Raw genomic sequence first — 22781 nt, forward strand, 5'->3', positions numbered from 1 at the left:
CAAGGGGCAAGAGCCTCTTTGCGCTTTTGTTTATGAGTCAGGATGTTCTAGGGTAATCATTCCAAGCTTTCCTGTCCGTAAGTCTTGTAAGATGATGTCAGAGACTTTTTCAAAGTTAATGCGGCCTCCACTTTCAAGACAACCTCGCTTTTTCCCGATGGCCTCAAAAGCTTCCATCATGTCATCTACATTCTCAAGACCAAATCTCTCTTCAAGGCGATCTGGGTAGTGTTGATGCAGGAAATGAAGGACATAAGCAGCTACATCTTCTTTAGGAAGGATTTGATCTTTAATTGTGCCGATCGCAGCTAAACGGTATCCAACTTCTTCTTCTTCGAATTTCGGCCACAGAATCCCAGGAGTATCAAGCAATTCGAATTCTTTTTTCACCTTAATCCATTGCTGCTTTGTTGTGACGCCTGGTTTATCACCAGTTTTCGCCATTTTCTTGTTAGCCAGTCTATTGATTAATGTAGATTTGCCTACATTCGGGATTCCAATGATCATCGCTCGTGAAGCTCTGGGGCGGATGCCTTTCGCTTTAAGTTTGTCCATTTTTTCTTTCCCTAACTCTTTCGCTTGCTGGACAACTTTTTGCACATCCTGTTTTTGATTAGCTTCTATTGCCACGGCTGGAATGCCTTCTTCTTTAAAGTGTTCAATCCACTGACTTGTAATCTGTGGGTCAGCGAGATCTTTCTTCATTAACACCATCATTTTAGGCTTTTCTTGTAAGGTGTTATGAAGCATAGGATTTTGAGAAGAAAGTGGTGCACGTGCATCAACGAGTTCAATGACAAAATCCACGAGCTTAAGCTTCTCAGCGACTTCCCTTTTTGCTTTGGCCATATGGCCCGGAAACCATTGAATGGTCATGTAGATCCTCCTAATTCACAAGCTGGATGCGGTTTAATGGCCAGTAGGATACGACAGCTTCCCCTACCATCTGGTCTTGATCAATCATGCCGAGCATCCGGCTGTCTGTCGAGTTGTTGCGGTTATCGCCAAGTACGAACAAATGACCCTCAGGCACTACTTCATACTCACCTGGTAGATTTTCCATCGTAAAATCATCAGTCAGCGGGCGACTTCCGTTTAATTGCTGTTTCCGTTCATTAAGAAATGGCTCTTCTACGGGTTCTCCATTCACATAGAGTTGATCATCTTCATAAGCGATATGGTCCCCAGGAAGGCCGATCACACGCTTGATATAGTCTTTACGTTCTGTGGCATGAAATACAACGACATCAAAACGATCCGGTGATCCAAGCGTATAATTGAGTTTACTCACAATCAAATGATCCCCGCTATGTAAAGTGGTCAACATGGAAGGCCCTTCAACGACGACTGGTGCAAACAAGAACACTCTTACGACCACAGCCAATGCGCCGGCGATAAGAAATGCTTTCAACCAGTCCAACCATTGTTGTTTCATCATTATCCCTTCTTCCTTGAATGAAGGAGTTTGGAGCGGCAAAACCATAGTACCCTGGCTGTAGACACAACCTTTTCATAAATATGGTTGAATTTGCTGCTGAACGCTCTCTTGTTTTCGCTTTTATCTTTGTCTTTCAAATCATATCATAACATTCTATACCCATGATTCTATTGCAGTATAGATCCCTGACTTTAAAGGTGGGGATAGGGTCTCAAATCTATTGATAAGTAGAAAAAAGGAGCTTGGCATCGCAAGCTCCTTTTCACTGAAATTAGATAATTTCTTTAATACGTGCCGCTTTACCGCGTAGGTTACGCAAGTAGTAAAGTTTCGCACGACGTACTTTACCACGACGAGTACGCTCAATCTTAGCGATACGTGGAGAATGAACTGGGAATGTACGCTCAACACCTGTACCGTAAGTAATCTTACGAACAGTGAATGTTTCGCTGATTCCGCCGTTCTGACGCTTGATGACAACACCTTCGAATACCTGGATACGTTCACGTGTGCCTTCGACAACCTTCACGTGTACTTTTACAGTATCACCAGGACGGAAATCTGGGTGATCCGAACGAAGTTGTTCTTTTGTAATGTCATGAATCAATTGTTGCATGATTTTCACTCCTTTTTAACTAATGCTCTTGTCTTCTAAGAGGCAGCGGAACATCGTTTTCCACTTAAACCGTACGTTTAAGCACAAAATTTAATATACCATAACTAGAGACAAACTTCAACAGCACTCAGCTATTTTTCCACTCATCCAACCACGTTTGTTCCTTAGCGGATAATTCTCGTCCTTCTAGCAGATCCGGCCTTCTTTCAAATGTCCGCTTCAACGACTGATAGTGACGCCATTCATCAATTTTGGCGTGGTTTCCTGACAATAGGACGTCCGGCACTTTGTGACCCCGGAAATCGGCCGGTCTCGTATAATGAGGATGCTCAAGTAAGCCGCTTGAGAATGAGTCCATCGGAGCCGACTGTTCATTTCCGAGAACTCCAGGGAGAAGACGAACCACAGAATCGATGACGACCATCGCACCGAGTTCTCCACCAGTAAGGACGTAATCACCGATGGAGATTTCATCGGTCACCACTTCCTGCCTAATGCGTTCATCATATCCTTCGTAATGGCCACAAACGAAGACAAGATGATCCTCTTCTGAGAGTTCTTCTGCTTTTTGCTGGGAGTAGGGTTCACCCTGCGGGCAAAGAAGCACGACACGCGGGGGTTTCTCCGCAGAATCTTTGATGGACTGAATGCTGTCAAAGATGGGTTGCGGGGATAGAACAAGTCCCGCTCCTCCCCCGTAAGGGTAATCATCGACTTTGTTGTGTTTGTTTTCGGTGAAATCACGGAAATTTACATATTGGTATGAAAAGGCGCCTTGTTCCTGAGCACGCTTCATGATGGAATTCTGTAATACACCATCAAACATTTCTGGAAAAAGTGTCAAAATATCGATATGCATTAGTCTAGCAGCCCCTCTATTGGATCGATGATGATCGTCTTCCGCTCCGTATCCACTTCTTTCACGACAGGTTCGATATACGGAATGAGAACATCAGGCTGATTCTTCCGCTTCACAACCCAAACATCATTCGCACCAGGGGTGAGAATTTCTTTGATTTCCCCTAATTCTTCACCTGATTCCAAAAATACGGTACACCCGATGATTTCATAAAAATAGAATTCATGGTCATCAAGCTCTTCCTGATCATCTTCTGATACCATCAATTTTCCATTTTTGTATCCTTCGACATCATTAATCGTAGGATGATCTTCGAAACTTACAAGGTCGAAACCTTTATGAGTCCGGTGTGTTCGAATGACCAGTGGTTTCGGCTCGTTGTTATCACTTACCCAATACAAAAGCTGACCTGGTTCGAATCGTTCATCAAAATCAGTGACGCGATGAACTTTGACTTCTCCTTTGATGCCATGTGTGTTTATAATTTTACCAACATTGAATAACTGTTTTTCCATGAGTGCAATTACCTCGCTCGTATGACTTTTCCGTCTCTCAAGACGATTTGACGATCCTGAATGACCTCTTCCCATTGATCGCCTTCTTCAACTTCAATCAGCGCCTGTACTTCGTCCGTTTCAAGCTCACTTCCATCAGGCAGGATATCCAATTGTTTACGCTGATATTCAAGCCACTTCAATTGATCTTTTCTGCGCCCGATTTCCTTTGAAAAACGGCGCTCTACTTCCTGTCTTGACACTCCGGGCTTGCGTTCTAATTTTTTCTGCTCAAAGGAAAGCTGCCTGCATTCTCGGTCCAGACGTTGATATCTTTCATCGAACTTTTCTTTAATTTGCGCACGACTCGTCTCTGTCAAAATCTGTTTGACAGGTACTGTTCGGATGATCTGCATCTTTCGCCCGCCCTTCTGCCAGTCCATGAGAATAGTAAAAAAGGGAAAAGGCTTCCCTTCTCCCTTCTTACACCAATAAAATTAGTTCTCTTACATGATATCCAAATAGATTCGTTTTTCAGAATCAGATCCTGCCGCATAAACGACAGTCCGAATCGCTTTCGCAATCCGCCCGTTCTTACCGATTACTTTCCCTACATCATCCGGATGGACGGTAAGGTGATAAACCACTTTGTGATTTTCCTCTTTCTCATCCACCATGATGTCATCAGGATGATCGACAAGCGGAGTTACGATCGTTTCGATCAAGGTTTTCATGGGATCACCACTACTTTATGATTTATTGGTTTTTCTTATCGTGGAACTGCTTCATGATGCCTTCGTTAGAGAAAAGGTTACGAACAGTGTCGCTTGGCTTCGCGCCGTTTGACATCCAGTCGATCGCTTTCTCAGCATCAAGTTTAACCTCTACAGGGTTAGCAACTGGGTTATATGTTCCGATTTGCTCGATGATACGTCCATCACGAGGAGAACGAGAATCAGCAACTACTACACGATAAAATGGGTTACGCTTAGATCCCATACGTTTTAGGCGAATTTTTACTGCCATTTTTAACAACCTCCAAAATTTCTTTAATGTTTCACACAGAATTAGATTTTAGCAGAACTTCAAGGGTGTGTAAAGGTTTTTTCCATTACATAAAAGGAAATTTCATTCCTTTGCCTTTTTTCCCTTTCGTATTGCTCATTTGTTTCATCATTTTCTTCATTTCTTCAAACTGTTTCAACAGTCTGTTGACCTCTGACACAGAGGTTCCGGAACCTTTGGCAATCCGCTTCTTGCGGCTTGCATTCATCACAGAAGGGTCCTGTCTTTCATTTTTAGTCATCGATTGGATGATGGCCTCCACATGAACGATCTGCTTGTCATCGAAGGACACATTCTGAAGGCCCTTCATTTTGTTCGCACCAGGAATCATGTTCAAGATTTCATCCAGTGGTCCCATGTTTTTCACTTGCTCCATCTGCTCAAGGAAATCCTCGAAAGTAAAGGACGCATTACGCATTTTCGACTCCAGCTCTTTCGCTTGCTTTTCATCGACCTGCGTCTGTGCTTTTTCAATTAAGGTGAGCATATCGCCCATTCCGAGAATCCTTGACGCCATACGCTCGGGGTGGAAAGTCTCAAGCTGGTCCAGCTTTTCCCCCATACCCGCGAATTTGATCGGTTTACCTGTCACGGCTTTGATGGATAGTGCGGCACCACCACGGGTGTCTCCATCCAGTTTCGTGAGAAGTACTCCGGTGACGTCGAGCTGCTCATCGAAGCTTTCCGCTACGTTTACAGCATCCTGACCTGTCATGGCATCGACAACAAGAAAGATTTCATCAGGATTTACAGCTTCCTTTATTTCTTGCAATTCACCCATCAAGTCGCCATCAATATGCAAACGACCAGCTGTATCGATGAGCACATAATCGTGGTGCTCTTCTTTCGCTTTGGCTATCGCATTTTTGGCGATGTCGACAGGGTTTGCTTCGGTACCTTCCTCGTGGACAGGCATGTCCAACTGTTTTCCGAGGGTCTGTAACTGCTGGATGGCAGCTGGTCGGTAAACGTCAGCCCCTACGAGTAACGGCTTCCTGTTGTAGCTTTTACGCAGCAGGTTCGCAAGCTTCCCGGTCGTCGTCGTTTTACCTGCACCCTGCAAACCGACCATCATGATGACCGTCGGAGGACGCTTGGCAACAGCAATTTTACTTTCGTCGCCACCCATCAATTCTGTGAGCTCTTCTTTAACAACTTTGATGACCTGCTGTCCAGGAGTCAGGCTTTCCATGACCTCCTGACCGACGGCGCGTTCACGTACACGCTTCACAAAATCTTTGACGACTTTAAAGTTTACATCGGCCTCAAGGAGGGCGAGACGGACCTCCCTGGTCATCTCTTTTACGTCTTGTTCGTTTACCTTCCCTTTGCCTTTGATTTTCTTGATCGTTTCCTGCAAACGGTCGGATAAACCCTCAAATGCCATCGAAGATCCCCTCCTATTCTAATTCTTGTAATTCGTGCAGCCATGATTCATAAGGGGCTGGCAGCTCGTCTTTCTTAAACTGAGCTTCCATTTCTTTGATCACTTTCTGCCGTTTTTCAAACTTCCCATATAGATGAAGCTTTTTTTCATATTCTTCAAGCATCGTCTCTGTTCGGCGAATATTATCGTACACGGCTTGACGTGAGACATCAAAGGTTTCCGATATTTCACCAAGAGAGTAATCTTCGAGATAGTACAACTCCATATAGTTTCTCTGCTTAGGAGTCAACAACGATTGATAGAAATCAAATAGATAGTTAATCCGTGTCGTTTTTTCAAGCATGCTTGAAGCACTCCTTGTTAAGTGAAATGCCTTTACACATAAATATTAAAGGAACATGTACCTTCATGTCAAGGCTTATGATAGTTCTTCTTCCTCTTCATATTCTTCGATCATATCTGCAAACAGTCCATACACGAAAGCATGAGCATCAAATGTTTCAAGGTCGGTCACTTTTTCTCCAAGACCGACGAGTTTAACTGGGATATCCAATTCATTTCGAATGGCAAGAACGATGCCGCCTTTCGCTGTTCCGTCCAGTTTTGATAGGACGATGCCAGAAACATCCGTCGCTTCGGAGAATGTTTTCGCCTGGCTCATCGCATTTTGCCCTGTTGTAGCGTCTAGGACAAGCAGCACTTCATGAGGAGCTCCTGGAATTTCACGTTCAATAACCCGTTTCACCTTAGAAAGCTCATTCATCAAGTTCACTTTATTTTGAAGACGACCGGCCGTATCACAAATGAGGACATCGGCATTTTTGGATTTTGCAGACTGAATGCCATCATAAATCACAGCAGCAGGGTCGCTGCCTTCACTATGCTTCGTGACATTCACCCCTACACGTTTACCCCACTCTTCCAATTGCTCTATGGCACCTGCACGGAATGTATCTCCGGCAGCAAGCGTGACGTTCTTCCCTTCGCTTTTCAATCGGTGGGCGAGTTTACCGATCGTTGTTGTTTTCCCGACCCCATTCACACCGACAAACAAATAAACCGTTAAGCCGTCTGGATTTTCATTCAACCCTTCGATCTCTTCAGCACGATCATCACCATAGTAGATTTCAACAAGTTTTTCGGAAATGATTTCTTTTACTTTTTGAGGGTCCTGAACATTTCTGCGCTTCACTTCCATCTCAAGCTCTTCAATCATTTCCATCACGGTTGTAACCCCGACATCAGCAGAAATCAATACTTCCTCGAGTTCTTCAAAGAAATCTTCATCGACGGTGCGGTAACGTGCGACGAGATCATTGATTTTAGTCGAGAATGAGTTTCTTGTTTTAGCCAGTCCCAATTTAAATTTGGAGGCAATTGACTCTTTTTCATCCTCTTCCTGGATCTCTTCAGCATCGTCCTCTGCCACGGATTCTTCAAAATCCTGCTCGTATTCCTCATTCACTGCTGTTTCTGCCGTCTCTTCTTCATCCTCTGTTGATTCTACAGTTTCTTCTTCTCTATCCTCTGCAGGGGTCTCCGTTTCCGGTATTTCTGTTTCTCCCTGAAGTTCTGCCACGTCCTGATCATCGTGGTGATCCGTTTCGAGAGAGTGTTCCTGTTCGTCGGAATCCTCTGTTTCATGGACCTGCTGGTCTTCTTTTTCTTCTTCCGACTCTGGACCTTTCACGAATTTTTCTTTCAGTTTCTTAAAAAAACTCATCGACTCATCCTTCCTATGCTTCCAATAATTCGGGTGTTTCTTCTAGTCTGACGGATACGAGTTTAGATACACCTGACTCTTGCATGGTCACCCCATAAAGGACGTCCGATTCTTCCATTGTCCCTTTCCTGTGGGTGATGACTATGAACTGTGTTTTCTCACTGAATTCTTTCAAAAATTTAGCAAAACGATCCACGTTCGCTTCATCCAATGCCGCTTCCACCTCGTCGAGGACACAGAAAGGCACAGGACGTACGCGTAGAATCGAGAATAAGAGAGCGATTGCCGTCAGAGCACGTTCTCCACCCGATAACAAACTCATATTTTGCAGTTTCTTACCTGGAGGCTGGGCCACAATATCGACCCCGGTTTCTAACATATCGCTCGGGTCAGTCAGTTGCAGATCGGCTCGTCCTCCACCGAACAAGGTGCGAAAGACTTCGCCGAATTCAGCGCGGATTTTCGTAAAAGTATCTTCGAATTTCCGCTTCATTTCACCATCCATTTCATTGATGACTGTATGAAGGGTTTGTTTGGCTTCAAGTAAGTCATCTTGTTGCCCCTTCAAGAATTCATAACGTTCTTTAATCCGGTCATACTCATCAATGGCCCCCAAGTTCACAGTTCCAAGCTCTTCGATGGCCCGCTTGATCAGCTTGACCTTCGTTGATGCTTCATCAATATCGTCTACACCCGGGTAATCCCTCTTCGCTTTTTCAAACGTCATCACATACTCTTCCTGCAAGTATTGAAGCATATTCTCTAGCTCTACGTCCAGGCGGTTGGACTTGACTTCCTTTTGCTGCAAATCTTGAATAAAGTTCTGATGTCTACGTTTCAATTCTTTCAGCTTCTGTTCAGCTTCCTGGATGCCCGCAGCAAGCTCTTGACGCTCTTTTCTCTTCATTTCGATGGTGGTAGTCGTTTCTTCCTTGTCTGTTCTCGTACTTTCTATTTGAGCCTGAATTTCATCTTCCGTCTGATTAGACTCCTTAACCTCCATCAGCTGTTGATAAGAAACACGGTTGCCTCGTAATTCTTGCTGGATTAGATCTTTCTCCTGCTGATAACGATCCGCTTTTTCCTTTTGGTTGTTTACCGCTGATTCTTGTTCGGCTAGTTGTATTTGAAGCTTCTGCTTGCGTTCCTGCAAGTTCGCCTCATCTTCTTTCTGACGTTCTTTTGTTGTCGTCAACTCTTCGATCTTTGTATTAATCGCCACAAGTTGCTCTTCAAGGGTACGCAAAGTTTCGTCAAGCTCGTTCAACTGCTGATCTGCGTGATGAGAATCTTGATCGTACTGGGCCTGATCTTGGTCGAACAATTGAAGTTGATCATTCAAATGGTCAAGTTTCAGCTGCACTTCTCTTTGATCGGACTGCTTTTCATACTCTTCTTTCTTTAATTCAGAGAGCTTCACATTCCATTGTTCTTTTTCCTCTTCTTGCTCAGCTAAGGTTGTCTTCAACTTTTTCACTTTACTCTCAACATCCAACGCCTTTGCATCATAAGCAGCGATTTTCTCACTTAGTTCCTGCAATTCCTTTTCTCTTGTGAACAAGGATTGTTTGGATTGTTTTTTCGCCCCTCCTGACATTGAACCACCAGGATTGACGACGTCTCCATCAAGCGTCACAACCCTATACTTTCGATTCAGTACGCGGGCAATTTGGTTTGCATGCTCTAACCCTTCAGCAATGACGATATGACCAAGAAGATGCTGGATCGGTTTGGAATGAGCCTGATCATATTGGATCAGATCGGCTGCAACTCCTACATACCCTTCTTGTTGGGAGAGGGATGCACTCCCATGGACAGAACGTGGCTGAATGGAGGTAAGAGGAAGAAGTGTAGCTCTTCCTTTATTGTTCGTCTTCAACCAATGAATCGCCTGTCTTCCGGTTTGTTCGTCCTCCACGACAATATGTTGGGCCTGTGCACCAAGCGCTGTCTCAATCGCTGTTAAAAGGTGAGAAGGAATATCGATCAATTCAAGTACAGCTCCATGAATTCCCTGAAGCTGGCCTTTTTGAGAAGCCTTTAAAACTTCACGGACGCCGTGAAAATAACCTGAGAAGTCTTCTTTCATCTCTTCAAGCATTTCCTTCTTTGACCGCATGTTTTCCAAATATTGATAGCCCTTATAAAGCTTCTCCTGCCATTCCTGATACGTCTGTTTATTCTTTTCGTATCTCTCGTTCAACTCTCGGACTTGTGACTCCAGCTTTTCCCGCTGTGTTGTCAGGTTTTCCAATTCACTTGTCATGAAAGTCAACTTTTCTTCAAGTTTAGCACGTTCACTTCTGAGGTCTTTGAATTTATCAATCTGACTGCCTTTTTTAGAGTGAATTTGGTCCAGTTGTTTTTCCAAAAGTTGTTTCTCGTTTCGTTTGGCTGCCTGTTTATTCAGCAATTCGATATATTCACTCTTCAAATCCTCAATCTCATCTTCGATTAGATGAAGATCCTGTTTTAATGCTTGGGTCGTTTGGTCTAACTCTTGTTTCGTATTTTCTCTTTTTTCTTTGATCTGTTTTAACTTTTGTGCTTCTTCTTCGGCAATCGCCTTTAAGTTCACCAGTTTGTCAGAGAGGTCCTCATAGGCCTCTTCCAACTTGGATTTGTTTTCTTCAAAGTGCTTATGACGCTCTTTCATTAGTTCCTTTTTGCCCTCAAGATTTTCGAGGTTTCTCGTTAATTCAAGCAACTTCGACTGCATATTTTCTATTGAGGCATCCAGTCTTTCTACATGATCCCTTTGATCTTTCAGTGAAGCTTCATCCGCCTCGATCTTCTCACTCAACTCGCTTTCCTGGCTTTTGACTTCTTCCAGTTCTTTGAGAATTCTTTCCCACTCTCTGTGGACCTGCTGTATTTGAGTGATCAATAAAGAGATTTCAACATTCTTCAGTTCGTCTTTTTTCTCTAAGTAATCTTTTGCAACGGCCGCTTGTTCTTTTAACGGTTCAAGCTGACCATCAATCTCCCATATGATATCTTCCACACGGTTCAGGTTTTCCTGTGTTTCAGATAACTTATATTCCGCTTTTTTCTTTCGCTGCTTGTATTTCAATACTCCTGCCGCTTCTTCAAAGATGGAACGGCGATCTTCCGCTTTCGAGCTGAGAATCTCTTCTACTTTTCCTTGGCTGATGATAGAGAAAGCTTCCCTGCCAAGCCCGGAATCCATGAATAGATCTACAATATCTTTCAAACGGCACGTCTGATTATTTATATAGAACTCACTTTCACCGGAGCGGTAAACGCGTCTTGTCACACTGACTTCCTGATAATCCAATGGCAGTGCCTGATCTGTATTATCAAGAGTCAAAGTCACTTCTGCCATATTCAATGGAGCTCTGCTCTCACTACCAGCAAAGATGATATCTTCCATTTTACTACCGCGGAGCGACCGGGCTGATTGTTCACCCAAAACCCATCGAATCGCATCCGTTATATTACTTTTCCCACTACCATTCGGTCCGACAACTGATGTGACTCCAGAAACAAAATCAACGGTCACTCGTTCGGCAAATGATTTAAAACCTATCGTATCTAATTGTTTGAGGAACATATTCATCCTCCTGTATTTTCACAAATCTTTCATTCACTCAACTTATATATTTTATCATAAAGAACGCCCCTACGGTAGGAACCGAAGGCTACTTTTATAACACCCTTGTAAATCTCATTGTGCAACATAATCTCCCTATTCTTGAAGACTCAGTTTCGAGATGTTTGTTGAGTGGATGGGGGCTGCGGGGAATAGCTCGCTTTCCGCGGGAGTCTCGCCATTCCCCTCCGCCCACTTGCTGGAAGAGATTCTCGAAACTACCTTCCAGTAATAAGAGCTTTTATGGTTAAGAATCCTATACCGAAGCAGATTAAGCAGGATTTCACAACACAACTAGGCAGGTTACTATAAGAGGGATTTCGAAACCTCATTTGGTAAAGGGGCGGAGGGAAACGGTGAGACTCCTGTGGGAAGTGCGTGGTAGATGAGACCCCGCAGAGCGTTAGCTCGAGGAGGCTCATCACTCGCCCACGGAAAGCGAACCTTTTCCCGGAGCCTCTAAACTCCAACAAAAGTCTCGAAATCGAGTCTTACACAATCCTGCCAATCACTTAAATAAGTCATAATATTAATGAAGGGTTTCAAAATTCGGCAAAGTCCTTTATCATATGTAATAGTCTATATAACGAGCCTTGAAGGAGGATTCATTTTTGAGTTTACAAGAAGCGAACCAAGAAAACTTAGAAGTCATCATCAATGACATGGCAGAAAAACTGCAGGTCGTGAACCGTTCCCTTATGGACCCTGAGGATTACGATCTGAATAAATACGAAGAAATCAAATCCCTTCACGATATTATTGAAATGAAAGGGCAATTGAGTGTTTCTGAAATCCAGGCATTTGTTCAGGAACTTGGCCAATACAGAAAATAATCACCACTACTAAAAAAGACCGTTTTCCGGAGTTCAACTCCGGAAAACGGTCTTTTTTATTCACCCTCATGAGCAGATCATAAATGGGCTCCTTGATTTTCCAATGCTTGTTGAGCCGCTTTTTGTTCCGCTTCTTTTTTCGTACGTCCTACACCAATCCCGCCGATGTCATCCTGGATCAGTACATGAGCGATAAACTCCCGGCTGTGTGCAGGGCCTCTCTCTTCAACAATCTCATATTCAATTTTACTGTTTTTATCCCGTTGAATAAATTCTTGTAGCTGACTTTTGAAATCCATCGCATGAGAAAAAGCACCTTTTTTCACTTTCGGATACACATACGCTCTTAAGAACTGTATGACTGCATCATAACCCTGGTCTAAATAAAGAGCTCCGATGAACGCTTCGAAAACATCAGCAAGCAATGCTGGTCGATTGCGCCCTCCTGTCAGCTCTTCCCCTTTACCAAGTAAAATCAGGTCTTGGAAATTCAGCTCATTCGCAAATTCTACTAATGAGACTTCACACACAATCGAGGCTCTGAACTTAGTAAGCTCTCCTTCAGCCATATTCGGGAACTCCCGGTACAAATACTGAGAGACTCCTAGTTCAAGAACGGCATCTCCCAAGAATTCCAGCCGTTCATTATCCTCTCGATCGGTTTTCCGATGCTCATTCACATATGATGAATGTGTAAAAGCCTGTTCCAGTAACGAGATATCATTGAATTTTAAGTTTATCTTTTTCTGGAAACTGGAAAAATCATCCATAAATCACCTTGTCCTTTGCTATGAATTTCTTGAAAAATATAGGAAAGGCTGCCCGTAAAAACGGACAGCGATCCTATTACGACTGGCTGCTTATGTAATTCACAGCGTCGCCTACTGTATTGATTTTTTCAGCTTCTTCATCAGAAATTTCCATATCAAACTCGTCTTCAAGCTCCATTACAAGCTCAACGACATCAAGAGAGTCTGCTTCTAGATCTTCTTTGAAGGAAGCTTCCATAGTCACTTTAGACTCATCAACATCAAGACGATCGACGATGATTTGTTTTACACGATCAAATGTTTCTGCCATTGGAACCTCACCTCCCTTCAGTAATTATAGTAATGTGTGTCCAAAAGCGCAAGAGGTTGTTTAGCCCCGACCAGCTTAAGCAAACCTTTGAAGTGGCGTATTTTGCCACAGCAAAGGGCTTGCTTAAGACCTCGAGGGGCTAACCTCTGGAGCTGGATGTGTCCAAAAGCGCAAGAGGCTGTTTTGCCCCGACTTCCATAAGAAATCGTAAGCTCTTTATTTCAAAAAAAGCTTAGCGCTTTTGAAAGGCGCGTTTTTACATGACCATGCCGCCATCGACATGTAATGTTTGACCCGTCATGTACGCCGCATCTTTTGAAGCCAGGAAACGGACAACGCGTGCCACATCTTCCCCTTCACCTAGGCGCTTCAGCGGAATCAAGGCAAGCATTTGCTCCCGTTGCTCGTCTGTTAGGGCATCGGTCATATCTGTAGCGATGTAGCCCGGAGCTACGGCGTTCACTTGGATGTTTCGAGCTGCCAATTCTTTGGCGTTCGATTTGGTCATTCCGATGACACCGGCTTTAGCAGCTACATAATTTGCTTGTCCAGGGTTTCCGGAAACACCTACGATTGAAGCAACGTTGATGATTCGTCCATACTTCTGCTTCATCATTTGACGTGTCACCCCTTTTGTACAGAGGAAAACGCCTTTCAAGTTCGTATCGATCACGGAATCAAACTCTTCTTCTTTCATTCTCATCAAGAGGTTATCCTTCGTAATCCCTGCATTGTTCACAAGAATATCCAGACGGCCGAATTCATCAACGACTGTTTTCACCATACGTTTAACATCTTCATCATTAGAAACGTTGGCCTGAATTTTGATGGCCACACCGCCCTGTTCTTGGATTTCCCGGACAACTGCCTCAGCTTTGTCTTCGCTTCCTGCATAATTGACGGCTACTTTCGCTCCTTGTCGAGCAAGTTCAAGCGCAATCGCCTTCCCAATTCCGCGGGAAGCTCCTGTGACAAGAGCTACTTGGTCTTGTAACATTACGATTCCTCCTTATACCAATCGATGAACGCTTGCAGTGACTCTGGGTCCTGCACACTGAACGTTTTCATTCGACGTTTCACTTTACGGACAAGGCCACTCAATACTTTCCCTTGTCCCACTTCTACAATAGCATCGACATCTTCTTCTACGAAGGCTTCAAGAATCTGCTGAAACCTTACAGGTGAGTAGAGTTGTTCGACGAGAAGCTTTTCAATTTCTTCGGCACTTGTTACCGGTGAGGCCGTTACGTTGGCATACACCGGAACCTTCGCATCATAGATCTTCGTTTCAGATAAATGGTCAGCAAAATCATCACTCGCTGACTTCATAAGACGAGAGTGGAATGGACCACTAACGTTAAGAGGAAGTACGCGCTTCGCACCTGCTTCTGACAATTGATCAGAAGCTTTGTCCACGCCTTCCTTTGTACCAGAAATGACAATCTGCCCTGGACAATTGATGTTCGCAAGGTCCACAGCTAACTCTCCATCGAAATCACGCAAAACTTCTTCTATTTCTTCTTGTGATAAACCAAGTACAGCCGCCATTGTTCCCATTCCCGTCGGGTAAGCTTCTTCCATCAACTTTCCACGGACATGGACAAGTTGAACAGCTTCCATAGGGTCCAGTGCTCCAGCCGAGACCAATGCACTGTACTCGCCAAGGCTGTGACCTGCCGTCATAGCAGGAGCCACTCCTTCTTGCTGTAGTACACGCTGGATGGCTATACTATTCAGAAGCAAGGCTGGTTGAGCATTTTCTGTTTTCGTCAATTCTTCTGCAGGCCCTTCGAACATTAAACGAGTCAAAGAATAACCAAGAGCTTCATCCGCTTCATCAAACAATTGTTTCACAGCAGGATAAGCCTCATACATCGCCTTCCCCATTCCTACTTCCTGGGACCCCTGTCCAGGAAAAACACATGCGATTCGCTTCATGATTTATCCTCCTCTTTGTCCATTTTAGAAAGTGTTGTTGAAATTGTATTCGTTACATCAAGCTCAACCATATGGCAAGCCTGACGGATCGCATTCAAAACAGCTCGATCATTGGAAGAACCGTGCGCTTTGATGACAGGAGCTGCCAAACCAAACAACCCCGCTCCGCCATATTCACTATAATCGAGCTGGGCTTTTAAATTCCGCAAATCATTTTTTGCTAAGCCAGCCGCAATTTTTGTTTTAAAGTTACTCATAAATGTTTTTTTGATCATTGAAAACATTGTCATTGCCGTTCCTTCAATGGTCTTCAAGGTTACATTACCTGTGAACCCATCAGTCACGACTACGTCTGCTACACCTTCAAGTAAATCACGTGCCTCAACGTTTCCGACAAAATTGATCGGAGCTTCCTTCATCAGATCAAACGCTTTTTTGGTCAAGTCACTTCCTTTGCCATCTTCCGTACCGACATTCAAAAGACCGACCCTCGGCTGTTCGATTTTGCGTACGTTTTCAGCATAGATACTTCCAATCACTGCATATTGCAACAAGTGATCGGGCTTCGCATCCACATTCGCCCCGACATCCAGCATAAGAAAACCTTTGCCGTCTGAGGTTGGAAGGGTCGGACTAAGCGCCGGCCTGTCCACACCTTTCATACGACCGACGACAAACAAGCCCGCGCTCATCAAGGCTCCTGTGTTTCCTGCGGATATACAACCATCCGCTCGCCCTTCCTTTACTTCAGTGGCTGTCAGAACCATAGAGGATTGCTTTTTTCTCCTAACAGCTCTTACCGGTTCATCATCAGCCGTAATGACTTCTGTTGTATGTAATATGGACACATTCGACTGTCCAGTTAAAAAAGGCTTGATTTGAGCTTCATCACCTACAAGAGTGATTTCCAAGCCGTCGATTGTGTCTGCGGCCTGTACCGCTCCTTTTACGATCGCTTCAGGAGCGTTGTCACCGCCCATAGCATCAATGGCTATCTTCATTCTCGATCCATCTCCTTCTGTTGATTCGAACGATACATGTCAAACGTACCCGCAAATACTTCTTCGTTACCTACGTAACTATGCACATTCACAAGTGTTCGTCCTTTTTCATCGTCCCCTTTGACAGTCGCTTTAGCCACCACACGTTCCCCTAGCTTAACTGGGCGTGTGAATGCAATCTCGGACTGAGCAGTAAGCGCGAGTTCATCATTGATTAAGGCGACGGCCAGGGAGTTGGCCTGTGCAAATAAGTAGTGGCCTCTAGCGATGTGGTTTCTCGAAAAGACATGCTCCGGGCGAATATCCAAAATCGAAATGGCACGGTCGTCCAATTCCAGGTCGACCACTTCCCCAATGATTTCTTCCACCGGCAAAGCTTTCACCGTTTCGTTCCATTCCTGGGTGGCCACCGACTTGATCCGTTCCCGTAATTCCGGAATTCCGAGCTCCATTCGATCCAACCTGATCGTCTGGATGCTGACCCCGAATGTCTTTGCTAGTTCTTCGTCTGTAATGAAGGGGGTATGGTCTATTTTCGTTTTCAATTCTTCTTGACGTACTTTTTTAGACTTCTTCATACATATGCCACCGTTCATTTAGCCATAATATTTCACCTTATGACTAGGTACTAATAGTAATATATAATACCAAGTTCAATTACGCAAGGATTTGCTTATGATTCCCTATTTCCTTCTCCATAATAATTATAATGAAACTTTCCCCCATGATGTATGAGTGAGTTGGAGCACAAAGAATCACTTGCTTTCCTTGAGCGTTAAACACCTCCGGGAATTGGATGTCAGGATTAGAAAATCCAGGATTTCGTTAGTAAATAAAAACACTCGGCCTTCGGGAGCCGAGTGTTTGTTTGGTTCGTTAGTCCAACACATTACCAAGAAGGTGTTGATCACTATATACGTGCTCTTTTAGAGTTTTGTACCGTTCGTCATGATCCAGCGTGTTTTCCATAATCATTTCAGCGGCATCTTTCCTTGCGGTTTCGAGAGCGCGGTAATCGTGGACCATGTCTCCGACTTTAAATTCAGGAAGACCGCTTTGTTTTTTTCCGAAAAAGTCACCAGGACCACGGAGCTTCAAATCTTGTTCAGATAATTCGAAGCCATCATTCGTTTCGGTCATAATTCTCATACGCTCTTTTCCTACGTCTCCCTTTGGATCACCAAGAAGAATACAGTAACTTTGATCGGCTCCACGCCCTACCCTTCCTCTCAGCTGGTGAAGCTGGGAAAGACCGAACCTCTGTGCATCATAGATGACCATGACGGTTGCATTCGGTACGTTTACCCCTACCTCTACGACCGTTGTGGAGACGAGAATCTTCAGCTCGTTCGCAGCAAATTGCTGCATAACGCTCTCTTTTTCTTCGTTATGGAGACGACCATGCATCAATCCGACCGATGTGGAAGGCTCAAAAACAGAGCTGAGCTGATCGTAGAGATCAATGGCATTTTGAATATCAAGTTGGTCTGATTCTTCGATCAATGGACAAATAACGTAAGCCTGGTGCCCTTGGTCAATCTCTTTCTGGATGAAGCTCAGTACGCGGTTGGTCATTTCTCCTTTGACCCAATACGTATCTACAGGCTTTCTTCCGGCCGGCATCTCATCAATGACACTTACATCCATATCTCCGAATGCCGTTATTGCAAGTGTCCTTGGTATAGGTGTTGCTGTCATGAATAAGACATCAGGGGAAAGACCTTTATCCCGTAGTGACCTGCGCTGCTCAACTCCAAATCGGTGCTGCTCATCAACGATCACAAATCCGAGGTTTTTGAAAACGACTTCATCCTGAATGAGGGCATGGGTGCCGACTAAAATATCGATTTCTTCTTGCTCGACGGCTTCAAGAATTTCTCGTCTACGCTTCCCTTTTATAGATCCTGTCAGTAAAGCAACCTTTGCACGTCCTTCAAACATTTCTTTCAAGGAATGGAAATGTTGCTCCGCAAGAATTTCTGTCGGAACCATAAGAGCTCCCTGATGCCCTGCTGTAATCGATGCATAAAGAGCGATCGCAGCAACAGCTGTCTTTCCAGACCCAACATCCCCTTGCAGGAGACGGTTCATTCTGTGCGGACTTTTCATGTCGTTCAAAATTTCTGCCAGGGAACGTTTCTGCGCAGATGTCAATTCGAATGGCAGCGATTGAACAAATGCCGTCAACTGATCGTTGTCATACGGTTGGACTATTCCTGTTGTTGATTCACGGTTATGTTTCCTTAACAGCTGCATTTTCAATTGAAATAGAAGAAACTCTTCATATATAAAGCGACGTTTAGCATGCTTCAGCATGACCCTGGTTTCCGGATAATGCATTTGATTCAAGGCTTGAGGACGGTCTGGAAGCTTATACGCAAGAGCCAGATCTTCAGGAAGAATGTCAGGGATATCCGCACTGTAATCATCAAGGGCGTTTTTGATCACTTTCCTCAATGTATTGAGGTTGACCCCCTCTTTCAACGTGTACACAGGCTGGATGGGTTCCTGACTTTTGGACTCTCCTTTTTTAAACTGACTGACCGTTATTTGGAGTCTCTGTTGATCCCATTTCCCTGTCACCGTGACCGTGTCCCCTTGATTCAATTGTTTCTTTGCAAAAGCACGATTGAACATGACCGCTTTTACCGCAAACTGATCGACTTGGAGGGTAAAAGTCAGCCGTGATTTCTTCCTGCCATAAAAACTTAAAGCAGGTTCAGAGACGATTTCACCTTCGATGGTCGCCTTCTCATTGTGCGTCAGTTCGGTAAGAGGCTTTACTTCATAGGAATCATACCGGTGTGGAAAATAGAATAATAGATCCTCCACTGTAAAGAGTCCAAGCTCATTTAATTGTGATTGTAGTTTGTCTCCTACTCCTTTAACTTCACTGATCGATTGGCGTAACACGTCATTCACTCTTTCTTCAACGATATTCCGTACACTTTGGCTTCTAATTCACGCCCTGTTGGAGTAGCAGCAAGTCCACCCTGAGCGGTTTCCCTGAAGGCTGAAGGCATGCGCTGTCCGACTTTGTACATCGCATCAATAACCTCATCACAAGGAATTCGACTCGTCACACCTGCAAGTGCCATATCCGCAGCAACAACGGCATTGGATGAACCCATGGCATTTCTTTTCACACAAGGGACTTCTACTAGACCCGCGACCGGATCACAAATGAGGCCGAGCATATTCTTCAAAGTAATCGCCATGGCTTCGGCAGATTGGGACGGTGTCCCTCCTGCCATTTCAACGATCGCAGCAGCAGCCATCCCTGCAGCTGATCCCACTTCTGCTTGACAGCCTCCTGCGGCCCCGGAAATAGAAGCGTTATTCGCAACCACAAATCCAAAAGCACCTGAAGTGAACAAATAACGAACCATTTGTTCGCGTGTAGGGTTCAGCTGATTTTTCACAGCAAAAAGGGTTCCCGGCACACAACCAGCACTTCCTGCAGTAGGAGTCGCACAGATGGTCCCCATGGCTGCGTTTACTTCATTCGTTGCAACAGCTTTACTGACGGCATCCATAAGAAGGTTTCCGGATAACGGGGTATGGTTTTTCATATAGTTCTGGATGAGTACCGCATCTCCCCCAGTCAATCCACTATGGGATTTAACACCTTTCAAACCATCTTCTATCGCTTTTTCCATAACATCGAGGTTTCTCTCCATTTGAGAGAACACTTGCTCCCTCGTCAGTTGTTTCACTTCCATCTCCTGACGAATCATAACTTCAGAGATTTGGATATTTTCACTTTCTGCTAATTCTACGAGTTCAGCTACATTTCGAAACATGTAAGCTCTCCTTTCTTTATTTAATCTGATATTTTAGCTACTTGTGTAATGTGATCCGCTCGCTCAAGCTCATCCAGGATCGAATCATCTATGTTCTGATCGACCTCAATGACCATCAAGGCTTGCTCTCCTTGTGCTTTACGGGACACTTCCATGCGTCCGATATTGATTTCGTTTCTCGCTAAAATGGCCGTTGCCGACGCAATCGCACCGTAACGATCATTGTGAATAAGAAGGATCGCCGGGTGACTTCCAGATAAGCGGAGTTCAAAACCATTCAATTCCGTAATTTCCGCTTTTCCTCCCCCGATCGAGATTCCGACTAACTCTAGCTCCCCATCATCATCACCGATTTTAACTCTTGCCGTGTTGGGATGATCCGTATGAGCATCCTCTTCATGAAATCTTATCTTCATCCCATTTTTCCGCGCTGTAACGAGTGATTGACTGATTCGTTCATCATACGTATCGTAGTCGAGCAATCCACCAATGATGGCTACATCTGTGCCGTGACCTTTATAGGTTTTCGCAAATGATCCATACAAATGGATATGGGCATATTTTGGTTCCCTGCCAAATAAATGGCGGGCTGCACGCCCGATTCTAGCCGCCCCTGCGGTGTGCGAACTGGATGGTCCAATCATGACGGGACCGATAATATCGAATACTGAACGATATTTCATGAAAATCACCTTCCCTTTTTCATCTATATATAAAGAAAGAAAACGCTTTCTACTATATTATAATCCTTTTATATCTTAACACAAACTGTTGTTCTACACCTCATTTTTTACAAAAAGCGAACAAATCAGGTTGATAGATTGTTCATTTACGAGTAAAATAAACGTTTGTGGGTTACTCGGTAACCGGGCGGGAGAGGGATAAATTTCATAGAGGAGATTCAAATGCTCAATCAGCATCATCAAAAAGTGAGCTGGAAGAAAGAAGGTTTGGCTGGATTGATCGGTTATTTCACGACTGTCTATATTGTAGCCGTGAACAGCCAAATCCTTCACAGTGCAGGTCTGCCGCTTGAAAGCGGAATGATCGCCACGATTCTTGCCAGTGCACTCGGCTGTTTGATCATGGCCATATACGCCAATGCGCCTATGGTTCTCATTCCAGGTATGGGTGTCAACGCACTGTTCGCCTACTCCATCGTTGAAGGTACGGGGTTAACATTTCAAGAAGGGCTGGCGGTTGTATTCATCGCTTCCTTGATCTTTTTGATCACGGCCTTCACCAAACTTGGAGACTGGCTGAAACACGCGATTCCAGCTTCCTTGAAACATGCGATTACGGTTGGTCTTGGACTGTTTTTGACGTTGATCGGATTAGAGAAAGGCGGCCTTGTTGTCAGAGGGGAACACTCTTTGATCACACTCGGCAACCCTTCTTCCGCAATCGTCATCACAAGCATCCTCACATTGTTCATCGGGATCTTCCTTTTCACAAAAAATGTTCCCGGTAACTTCTTAGTGACGATGATTGCAGGTACCATCATCGCACATTTTACAGGAGTATTGGGAGAAAGAGGAGATTCTCTTGCACTCAGCGAACAATCATGGATCTTTATGCCGGACTTCACAAGTGTGACCGAGTTCGGGTTCTGGATGACCGTTTTCCCCCTTGCGATCGTTCTCATTTTCGAGAATATGGGTCTCATTCATGGGCAACTGGATATGCTTGATCAACAAAGCAAATTCAAAAGGTCCTACCAAGCCTCTGCCTTTTCAGCATTAAGTACTGGATTCCTTGGGACATCACCCACGGTTTCTTCAGCTGAGAGTGCAGCTGTCATTGCATCCGGAGGGAAGTCAGGAAGAGCAGCACTTACAATGGCTGTCTTATTCATCGGCACCATCTTTTTGATCCCATGGATTTCCATGGTACCATCCACTGCTATTGCGCCAATTCTCATCATTGTCGGAGCGCTGATGGTACAAAACATTAAAGAAATTCCCCTGGATCAATTATCCGAAGCGATGCCAGCCTTCCTGATCATTGTGATGATTCCATTCACCTACTCCATCGCTGATGGAATGGCTTTTGGCTTTATCGCATACCCGATCGTAAAGTTTGCCATCGGAAAACAAAGAGAACTATCGACGCCTGTCGTACTCATTGCCATGGTCTTTCTCATTGAATTTATCATGCGCTCGCTTGGTCATTAATTTAGCTGCAGCGCAACTATGCTGTATCTAAAAGAATACAAAAAGAAATAAATCCCGTACATCTTAGATGTACGGGATTTATTGTATTCTCCATCGTAAAACAATGGTTAACTGACAGCATTCCACTTGTTGATTGCTTGCAGATAAATGGATCTTTAGCCGGTCAGGATTATATTCCGCTTGAAAGGGGGACTCAACACCAGAACTTCGGATTAAAGTGTTCACTTTCGATTGATCCGATTCCTGTGCAGCACCCATCACATCATTGGCAAAATCATGAGAGTTACTGATTTTTCCTACTACTTTTCTAGCATCAGCCATCAACTTTTCCATCTCTGAGGCAGACTGGACAAACATGTCCTCATCGACTTCTGGATACAAGCGAACAAACCGGCGTTGAGGGTAATGATGATAAACATTCGGGTACATGACAGGGACATAGCACGGAACCCACACGACATACATACAAAAACCCCCCGGGTCCTTTAAAACATTTCCTCCTTTTTTAACCATTATTAAATATATGTACCCCACAAAAAATCAGAAGCACCAAAACCCCCCTTCTTCCTGTAATGCTCCCTTTACTTGAAGACTCAGTTTCGAGATACCCGGGGTTCGTTTGATTTTTTTGAGCGTAAGGGGTGGTTGGGAAGCTACTCGCTTTCCTGTGGGGGAGCGCCGAGCTTCCTCGGGCTTCGCCCTGTGGGATCTCGTCTGTCTCCTTCTCCCACGGGAGTCTCGCAGCTTCCCAACCACC

General features: G+C 44.4%; 24 protein-coding genes. 2 read left to right on the plus strand and 22 right to left on the minus strand.

The genetic code is table 11. The features are described 5' to 3' along the window. Positions 1–30 precede the first annotated feature (30 nt). The 12 genes from ylqF to smc all read right to left on the minus strand — a co-directional run bounded on the left by ylqF (position 31) and on the right by smc (position 11156). Complete coding sequence (gene ylqF / locus GLV98_RS04425) at positions 31–876, minus strand: ribosome biogenesis GTPase YlqF (RefSeq protein WP_160912441.1); 846 nt, start codon at positions 874–876, stop codon at positions 31–33. A gap of 10 nt (positions 877–886) precedes the next feature. Beyond that, positions 887–1435: a signal peptidase I gene (gene lepB / locus GLV98_RS04430; protein ID WP_160912967.1), complete on the minus strand. Its 549-nt coding sequence runs from the start codon at positions 1433–1435 to the stop codon at positions 887–889. A 274-nt stretch (positions 1436–1709) separates the two neighbouring features. Further along, entirely contained in the window at positions 1710–2054 is a 345-nt protein-coding gene (rplS, locus tag GLV98_RS04435) for a 50S ribosomal protein L19 (protein WP_160912444.1), read from the minus strand. Between the two features lie 127 nt (positions 2055–2181). After that, a complete protein-coding gene (gene trmD, locus GLV98_RS04440) occupies positions 2182–2913 on the minus strand; it encodes a tRNA (guanosine(37)-N1)-methyltransferase TrmD (RefSeq protein ID WP_160912446.1) in 732 nt (243 codons plus the stop codon). Next, positions 2913–3428: a ribosome maturation factor RimM gene (gene rimM, locus GLV98_RS04445; RefSeq protein WP_160912448.1), complete on the minus strand. Its 516-nt coding sequence runs from the start codon at positions 3426–3428 to the stop codon at positions 2913–2915. Before rimM ends, trmD begins: the two co-directional genes overlap by 1 nt. Positions 3429–3436: 8 nt before the next feature. Next, entirely contained in the window at positions 3437–3823 is a 387-nt protein-coding gene (locus GLV98_RS04450; protein ID WP_160912450.1) for a YlqD family protein, read from the minus strand. A gap of 90 nt (positions 3824–3913) precedes the next feature. Beyond that, entirely contained in the window at positions 3914–4141 is a 228-nt protein-coding gene (locus tag GLV98_RS04455; RefSeq protein ID WP_160912452.1) for a KH domain-containing protein, read from the minus strand. Positions 4142–4163: 22 nt separating this feature from the next. After that, complete coding sequence (gene rpsP / locus GLV98_RS04460; RefSeq protein ID WP_089652441.1) at positions 4164–4433, minus strand: 30S ribosomal protein S16; 270 nt, start codon at positions 4431–4433, stop codon at positions 4164–4166. 85 nt (positions 4434–4518) lie between these two features. After that, positions 4519–5859, minus strand: a complete 1341-nt coding sequence (gene ffh, locus GLV98_RS04465; protein ID WP_160912454.1) for a signal recognition particle protein — start codon at positions 5857–5859, stop codon at positions 4519–4521. A gap of 13 nt (positions 5860–5872) precedes the next feature. Next, the gene (locus GLV98_RS04470; RefSeq protein ID WP_115824939.1) at positions 5873–6202 is read right to left on the minus strand and encodes a putative DNA-binding protein; all 330 of its coding nucleotides are present in this window, start codon (positions 6200–6202) and stop codon (positions 5873–5875) included. A 75-nt stretch (positions 6203–6277) separates the two neighbouring features. Beyond that, a complete protein-coding gene (gene ftsY / locus GLV98_RS04475) occupies positions 6278–7582 on the minus strand; it encodes a signal recognition particle-docking protein FtsY (RefSeq protein ID WP_160912456.1) in 1305 nt (434 codons plus the stop codon). Positions 7583–7595: 13 nt separating this feature from the next. Continuing rightward, positions 7596–11156 (minus strand): chromosome segregation protein SMC, encoded by a 3561-nt coding sequence (gene smc, locus GLV98_RS04480; protein WP_160912458.1) that lies wholly within the window; start codon positions 11154–11156, stop codon positions 7596–7598. Between the two features lie 650 nt (positions 11157–11806). Here smc and GLV98_RS04485 point away from each other — a divergent pair. Beyond that, entirely contained in the window at positions 11807–12028 is a 222-nt protein-coding gene (locus GLV98_RS04485) for a DUF1128 domain-containing protein (protein ID WP_160912460.1), read from the plus strand. A 77-nt stretch (positions 12029–12105) separates the two neighbouring features. On the opposite strand, the gene rnc is transcribed toward GLV98_RS04485, so the two are convergent. From rnc to sdaAB, 9 genes are all read right to left on the minus strand, one after another. Beyond that, a complete protein-coding gene (gene rnc / locus GLV98_RS04490) occupies positions 12106–12798 on the minus strand; it encodes a ribonuclease III (RefSeq protein ID WP_160912462.1) in 693 nt (230 codons plus the stop codon). A gap of 76 nt (positions 12799–12874) precedes the next feature. After that, positions 12875–13108, minus strand: a complete 234-nt coding sequence (acpP, locus tag GLV98_RS04495; RefSeq protein WP_035505393.1) for an acyl carrier protein — start codon at positions 13106–13108, stop codon at positions 12875–12877. 256 nt (positions 13109–13364) lie between these two features. Next, positions 13365–14105 carry a 3-oxoacyl-[acyl-carrier-protein] reductase gene (gene fabG, locus GLV98_RS04500; RefSeq protein ID WP_160912464.1) on the minus strand — a complete coding sequence of 247 codons (741 nt, stop codon included), beginning with the start codon at positions 14103–14105 and terminating at the stop codon, positions 13365–13367. Next, complete coding sequence (gene fabD, locus GLV98_RS04505; RefSeq protein WP_160912466.1) at positions 14105–15046, minus strand: ACP S-malonyltransferase; 942 nt, start codon at positions 15044–15046, stop codon at positions 14105–14107. Before fabD ends, fabG begins: the two co-directional genes overlap by 1 nt. Next, a complete protein-coding gene (gene plsX, locus GLV98_RS04510) occupies positions 15043–16047 on the minus strand; it encodes a phosphate acyltransferase PlsX (RefSeq protein ID WP_160912468.1) in 1005 nt (334 codons plus the stop codon). Before plsX ends, fabD begins: the two co-directional genes overlap by 4 nt. Beyond that, positions 16044–16625, minus strand: a complete 582-nt coding sequence (fapR, locus tag GLV98_RS04515; protein ID WP_160912470.1) for a transcription factor FapR — start codon at positions 16623–16625, stop codon at positions 16044–16046. Before fapR ends, plsX begins: the two co-directional genes overlap by 4 nt. Positions 16626–16923: 298 nt before the next feature. Further along, the gene (gene recG, locus GLV98_RS04520) at positions 16924–18960 is read right to left on the minus strand and encodes an ATP-dependent DNA helicase RecG (protein ID WP_160912472.1); all 2037 of its coding nucleotides are present in this window, start codon (positions 18958–18960) and stop codon (positions 16924–16926) included. Positions 18961–18965: 5 nt separating this feature from the next. After that, positions 18966–19850 (minus strand): L-serine ammonia-lyase, iron-sulfur-dependent, subunit alpha, encoded by an 885-nt coding sequence (sdaAA, locus tag GLV98_RS04525; RefSeq protein ID WP_089652453.1) that lies wholly within the window; start codon positions 19848–19850, stop codon positions 18966–18968. A 20-nt stretch (positions 19851–19870) separates the two neighbouring features. Then, entirely contained in the window at positions 19871–20533 is a 663-nt protein-coding gene (gene sdaAB / locus GLV98_RS04530; RefSeq protein WP_160912474.1) for an L-serine ammonia-lyase, iron-sulfur-dependent subunit beta, read from the minus strand. 222 nt (positions 20534–20755) lie between these two features. On the opposite strand from sdaAB, the gene GLV98_RS04535 reads away from it, so the two are divergent. Then, positions 20756–22024 (plus strand): NCS2 family permease, encoded by a 1269-nt coding sequence (locus GLV98_RS04535; RefSeq protein WP_160912476.1) that lies wholly within the window; start codon positions 20756–20758, stop codon positions 22022–22024. Positions 22025–22102: 78 nt separating this feature from the next. On the opposite strand, the gene GLV98_RS04540 is transcribed toward GLV98_RS04535, so the two are convergent. Continuing rightward, a complete protein-coding gene (locus GLV98_RS04540) occupies positions 22103–22489 on the minus strand; it encodes a hypothetical protein (protein WP_160912478.1) in 387 nt (128 codons plus the stop codon). Positions 22490–22781: the final 292 nt, after the last annotated feature.

The sequence above is a fragment of the Halobacillus litoralis genome (genome assembly GCF_009856415.1).
Taxonomy (GTDB): Bacteria; Bacillota; Bacilli; order Bacillales; family Halobacillaceae; genus Halobacillus; species Halobacillus litoralis_C.

What these genes read in the sequence shown, in the direction of transcription:
- fabD (WP_160912466.1), bottom strand. Translation starts at nt 15,046, where the DNA reads ATGAAGCGAATCGCATGTGTTTTTCCTGGACAGGGGTCCCAGGAAGTA.
- smc (WP_160912458.1), bottom strand. Translation starts at nt 11,156, where the DNA reads ATGTTCCTCAAACAATTAGATACGATAGGTTTTAAATCATTTGCCGAA.
- plsX (WP_160912468.1), bottom strand. Translation starts at nt 16,047, where the DNA reads ATGAAGATAGCCATTGATGCTATGGGCGGTGACAACGCTCCTGAAGCG.
- rpsP (WP_089652441.1), bottom strand. Translation starts at nt 4,433, where the DNA reads ATGGCAGTAAAAATTCGCCTAAAACGTATGGGATCTAAGCGTAACCCA.
- rplS (WP_160912444.1), bottom strand. Translation starts at nt 2,054, where the DNA reads ATGCAACAATTGATTCATGACATTACAAAAGAACAACTTCGTTCGGAT.
- acpP (WP_035505393.1), bottom strand. Translation starts at nt 13,108, where the DNA reads ATGGCAGAAACATTTGATCGTGTAAAACAAATCATCGTCGATCGTCTT.
- GLV98_RS04535 (WP_160912476.1), top strand. Translation starts at nt 20,756, where the DNA reads ATGCTCAATCAGCATCATCAAAAAGTGAGCTGGAAGAAAGAAGGTTTG.
- fabG (WP_160912464.1), bottom strand. Translation starts at nt 14,105, where the DNA reads ATGTTACAAGACCAAGTAGCTCTTGTCACAGGAGCTTCCCGCGGAATT.
- sdaAB (WP_160912474.1), bottom strand. Translation starts at nt 20,533, where the DNA reads ATGAAATATCGTTCAGTATTCGATATTATCGGTCCCGTCATGATTGGA.
- ftsY (WP_160912456.1), bottom strand. Translation starts at nt 7,582, where the DNA reads ATGAGTTTTTTTAAGAAACTGAAAGAAAAATTCGTGAAAGGTCCAGAG.
- ffh (WP_160912454.1), bottom strand. Translation starts at nt 5,859, where the DNA reads ATGGCATTTGAGGGTTTATCCGACCGTTTGCAGGAAACGATCAAGAAA.
- sdaAA (WP_089652453.1), bottom strand. Translation starts at nt 19,850, where the DNA reads ATGTTTCGAAATGTAGCTGAACTCGTAGAATTAGCAGAAAGTGAAAAT.
- fapR (WP_160912470.1), bottom strand. Translation starts at nt 16,625, where the DNA reads ATGAAGAAGTCTAAAAAAGTACGTCAAGAAGAATTGAAAACGAAAATA.
- ylqF (WP_160912441.1), bottom strand. Translation starts at nt 876, where the DNA reads ATGACCATTCAATGGTTTCCGGGCCATATGGCCAAAGCAAAAAGGGAA.
- rnc (WP_160912462.1), bottom strand. Translation starts at nt 12,798, where the DNA reads ATGGATGATTTTTCCAGTTTCCAGAAAAAGATAAACTTAAAATTCAAT.
- trmD (WP_160912446.1), bottom strand. Translation starts at nt 2,913, where the DNA reads ATGCATATCGATATTTTGACACTTTTTCCAGAAATGTTTGATGGTGTA.
- rimM (WP_160912448.1), bottom strand. Translation starts at nt 3,428, where the DNA reads ATGGAAAAACAGTTATTCAATGTTGGTAAAATTATAAACACACATGGC.
- GLV98_RS04470 (WP_115824939.1), bottom strand. Translation starts at nt 6,202, where the DNA reads ATGCTTGAAAAAACGACACGGATTAACTATCTATTTGATTTCTATCAA.
- GLV98_RS04540 (WP_160912478.1), bottom strand. Translation starts at nt 22,489, where the DNA reads ATGTATGTCGTGTGGGTTCCGTGCTATGTCCCTGTCATGTACCCGAAT.
- lepB (WP_160912967.1), bottom strand. Translation starts at nt 1,435, where the DNA reads ATGAAACAACAATGGTTGGACTGGTTGAAAGCATTTCTTATCGCCGGC.
- GLV98_RS04455 (WP_160912452.1), bottom strand. Translation starts at nt 4,141, where the DNA reads ATGAAAACCTTGATCGAAACGATCGTAACTCCGCTTGTCGATCATCCT.
- GLV98_RS04450 (WP_160912450.1), bottom strand. Translation starts at nt 3,823, where the DNA reads ATGCAGATCATCCGAACAGTACCTGTCAAACAGATTTTGACAGAGACG.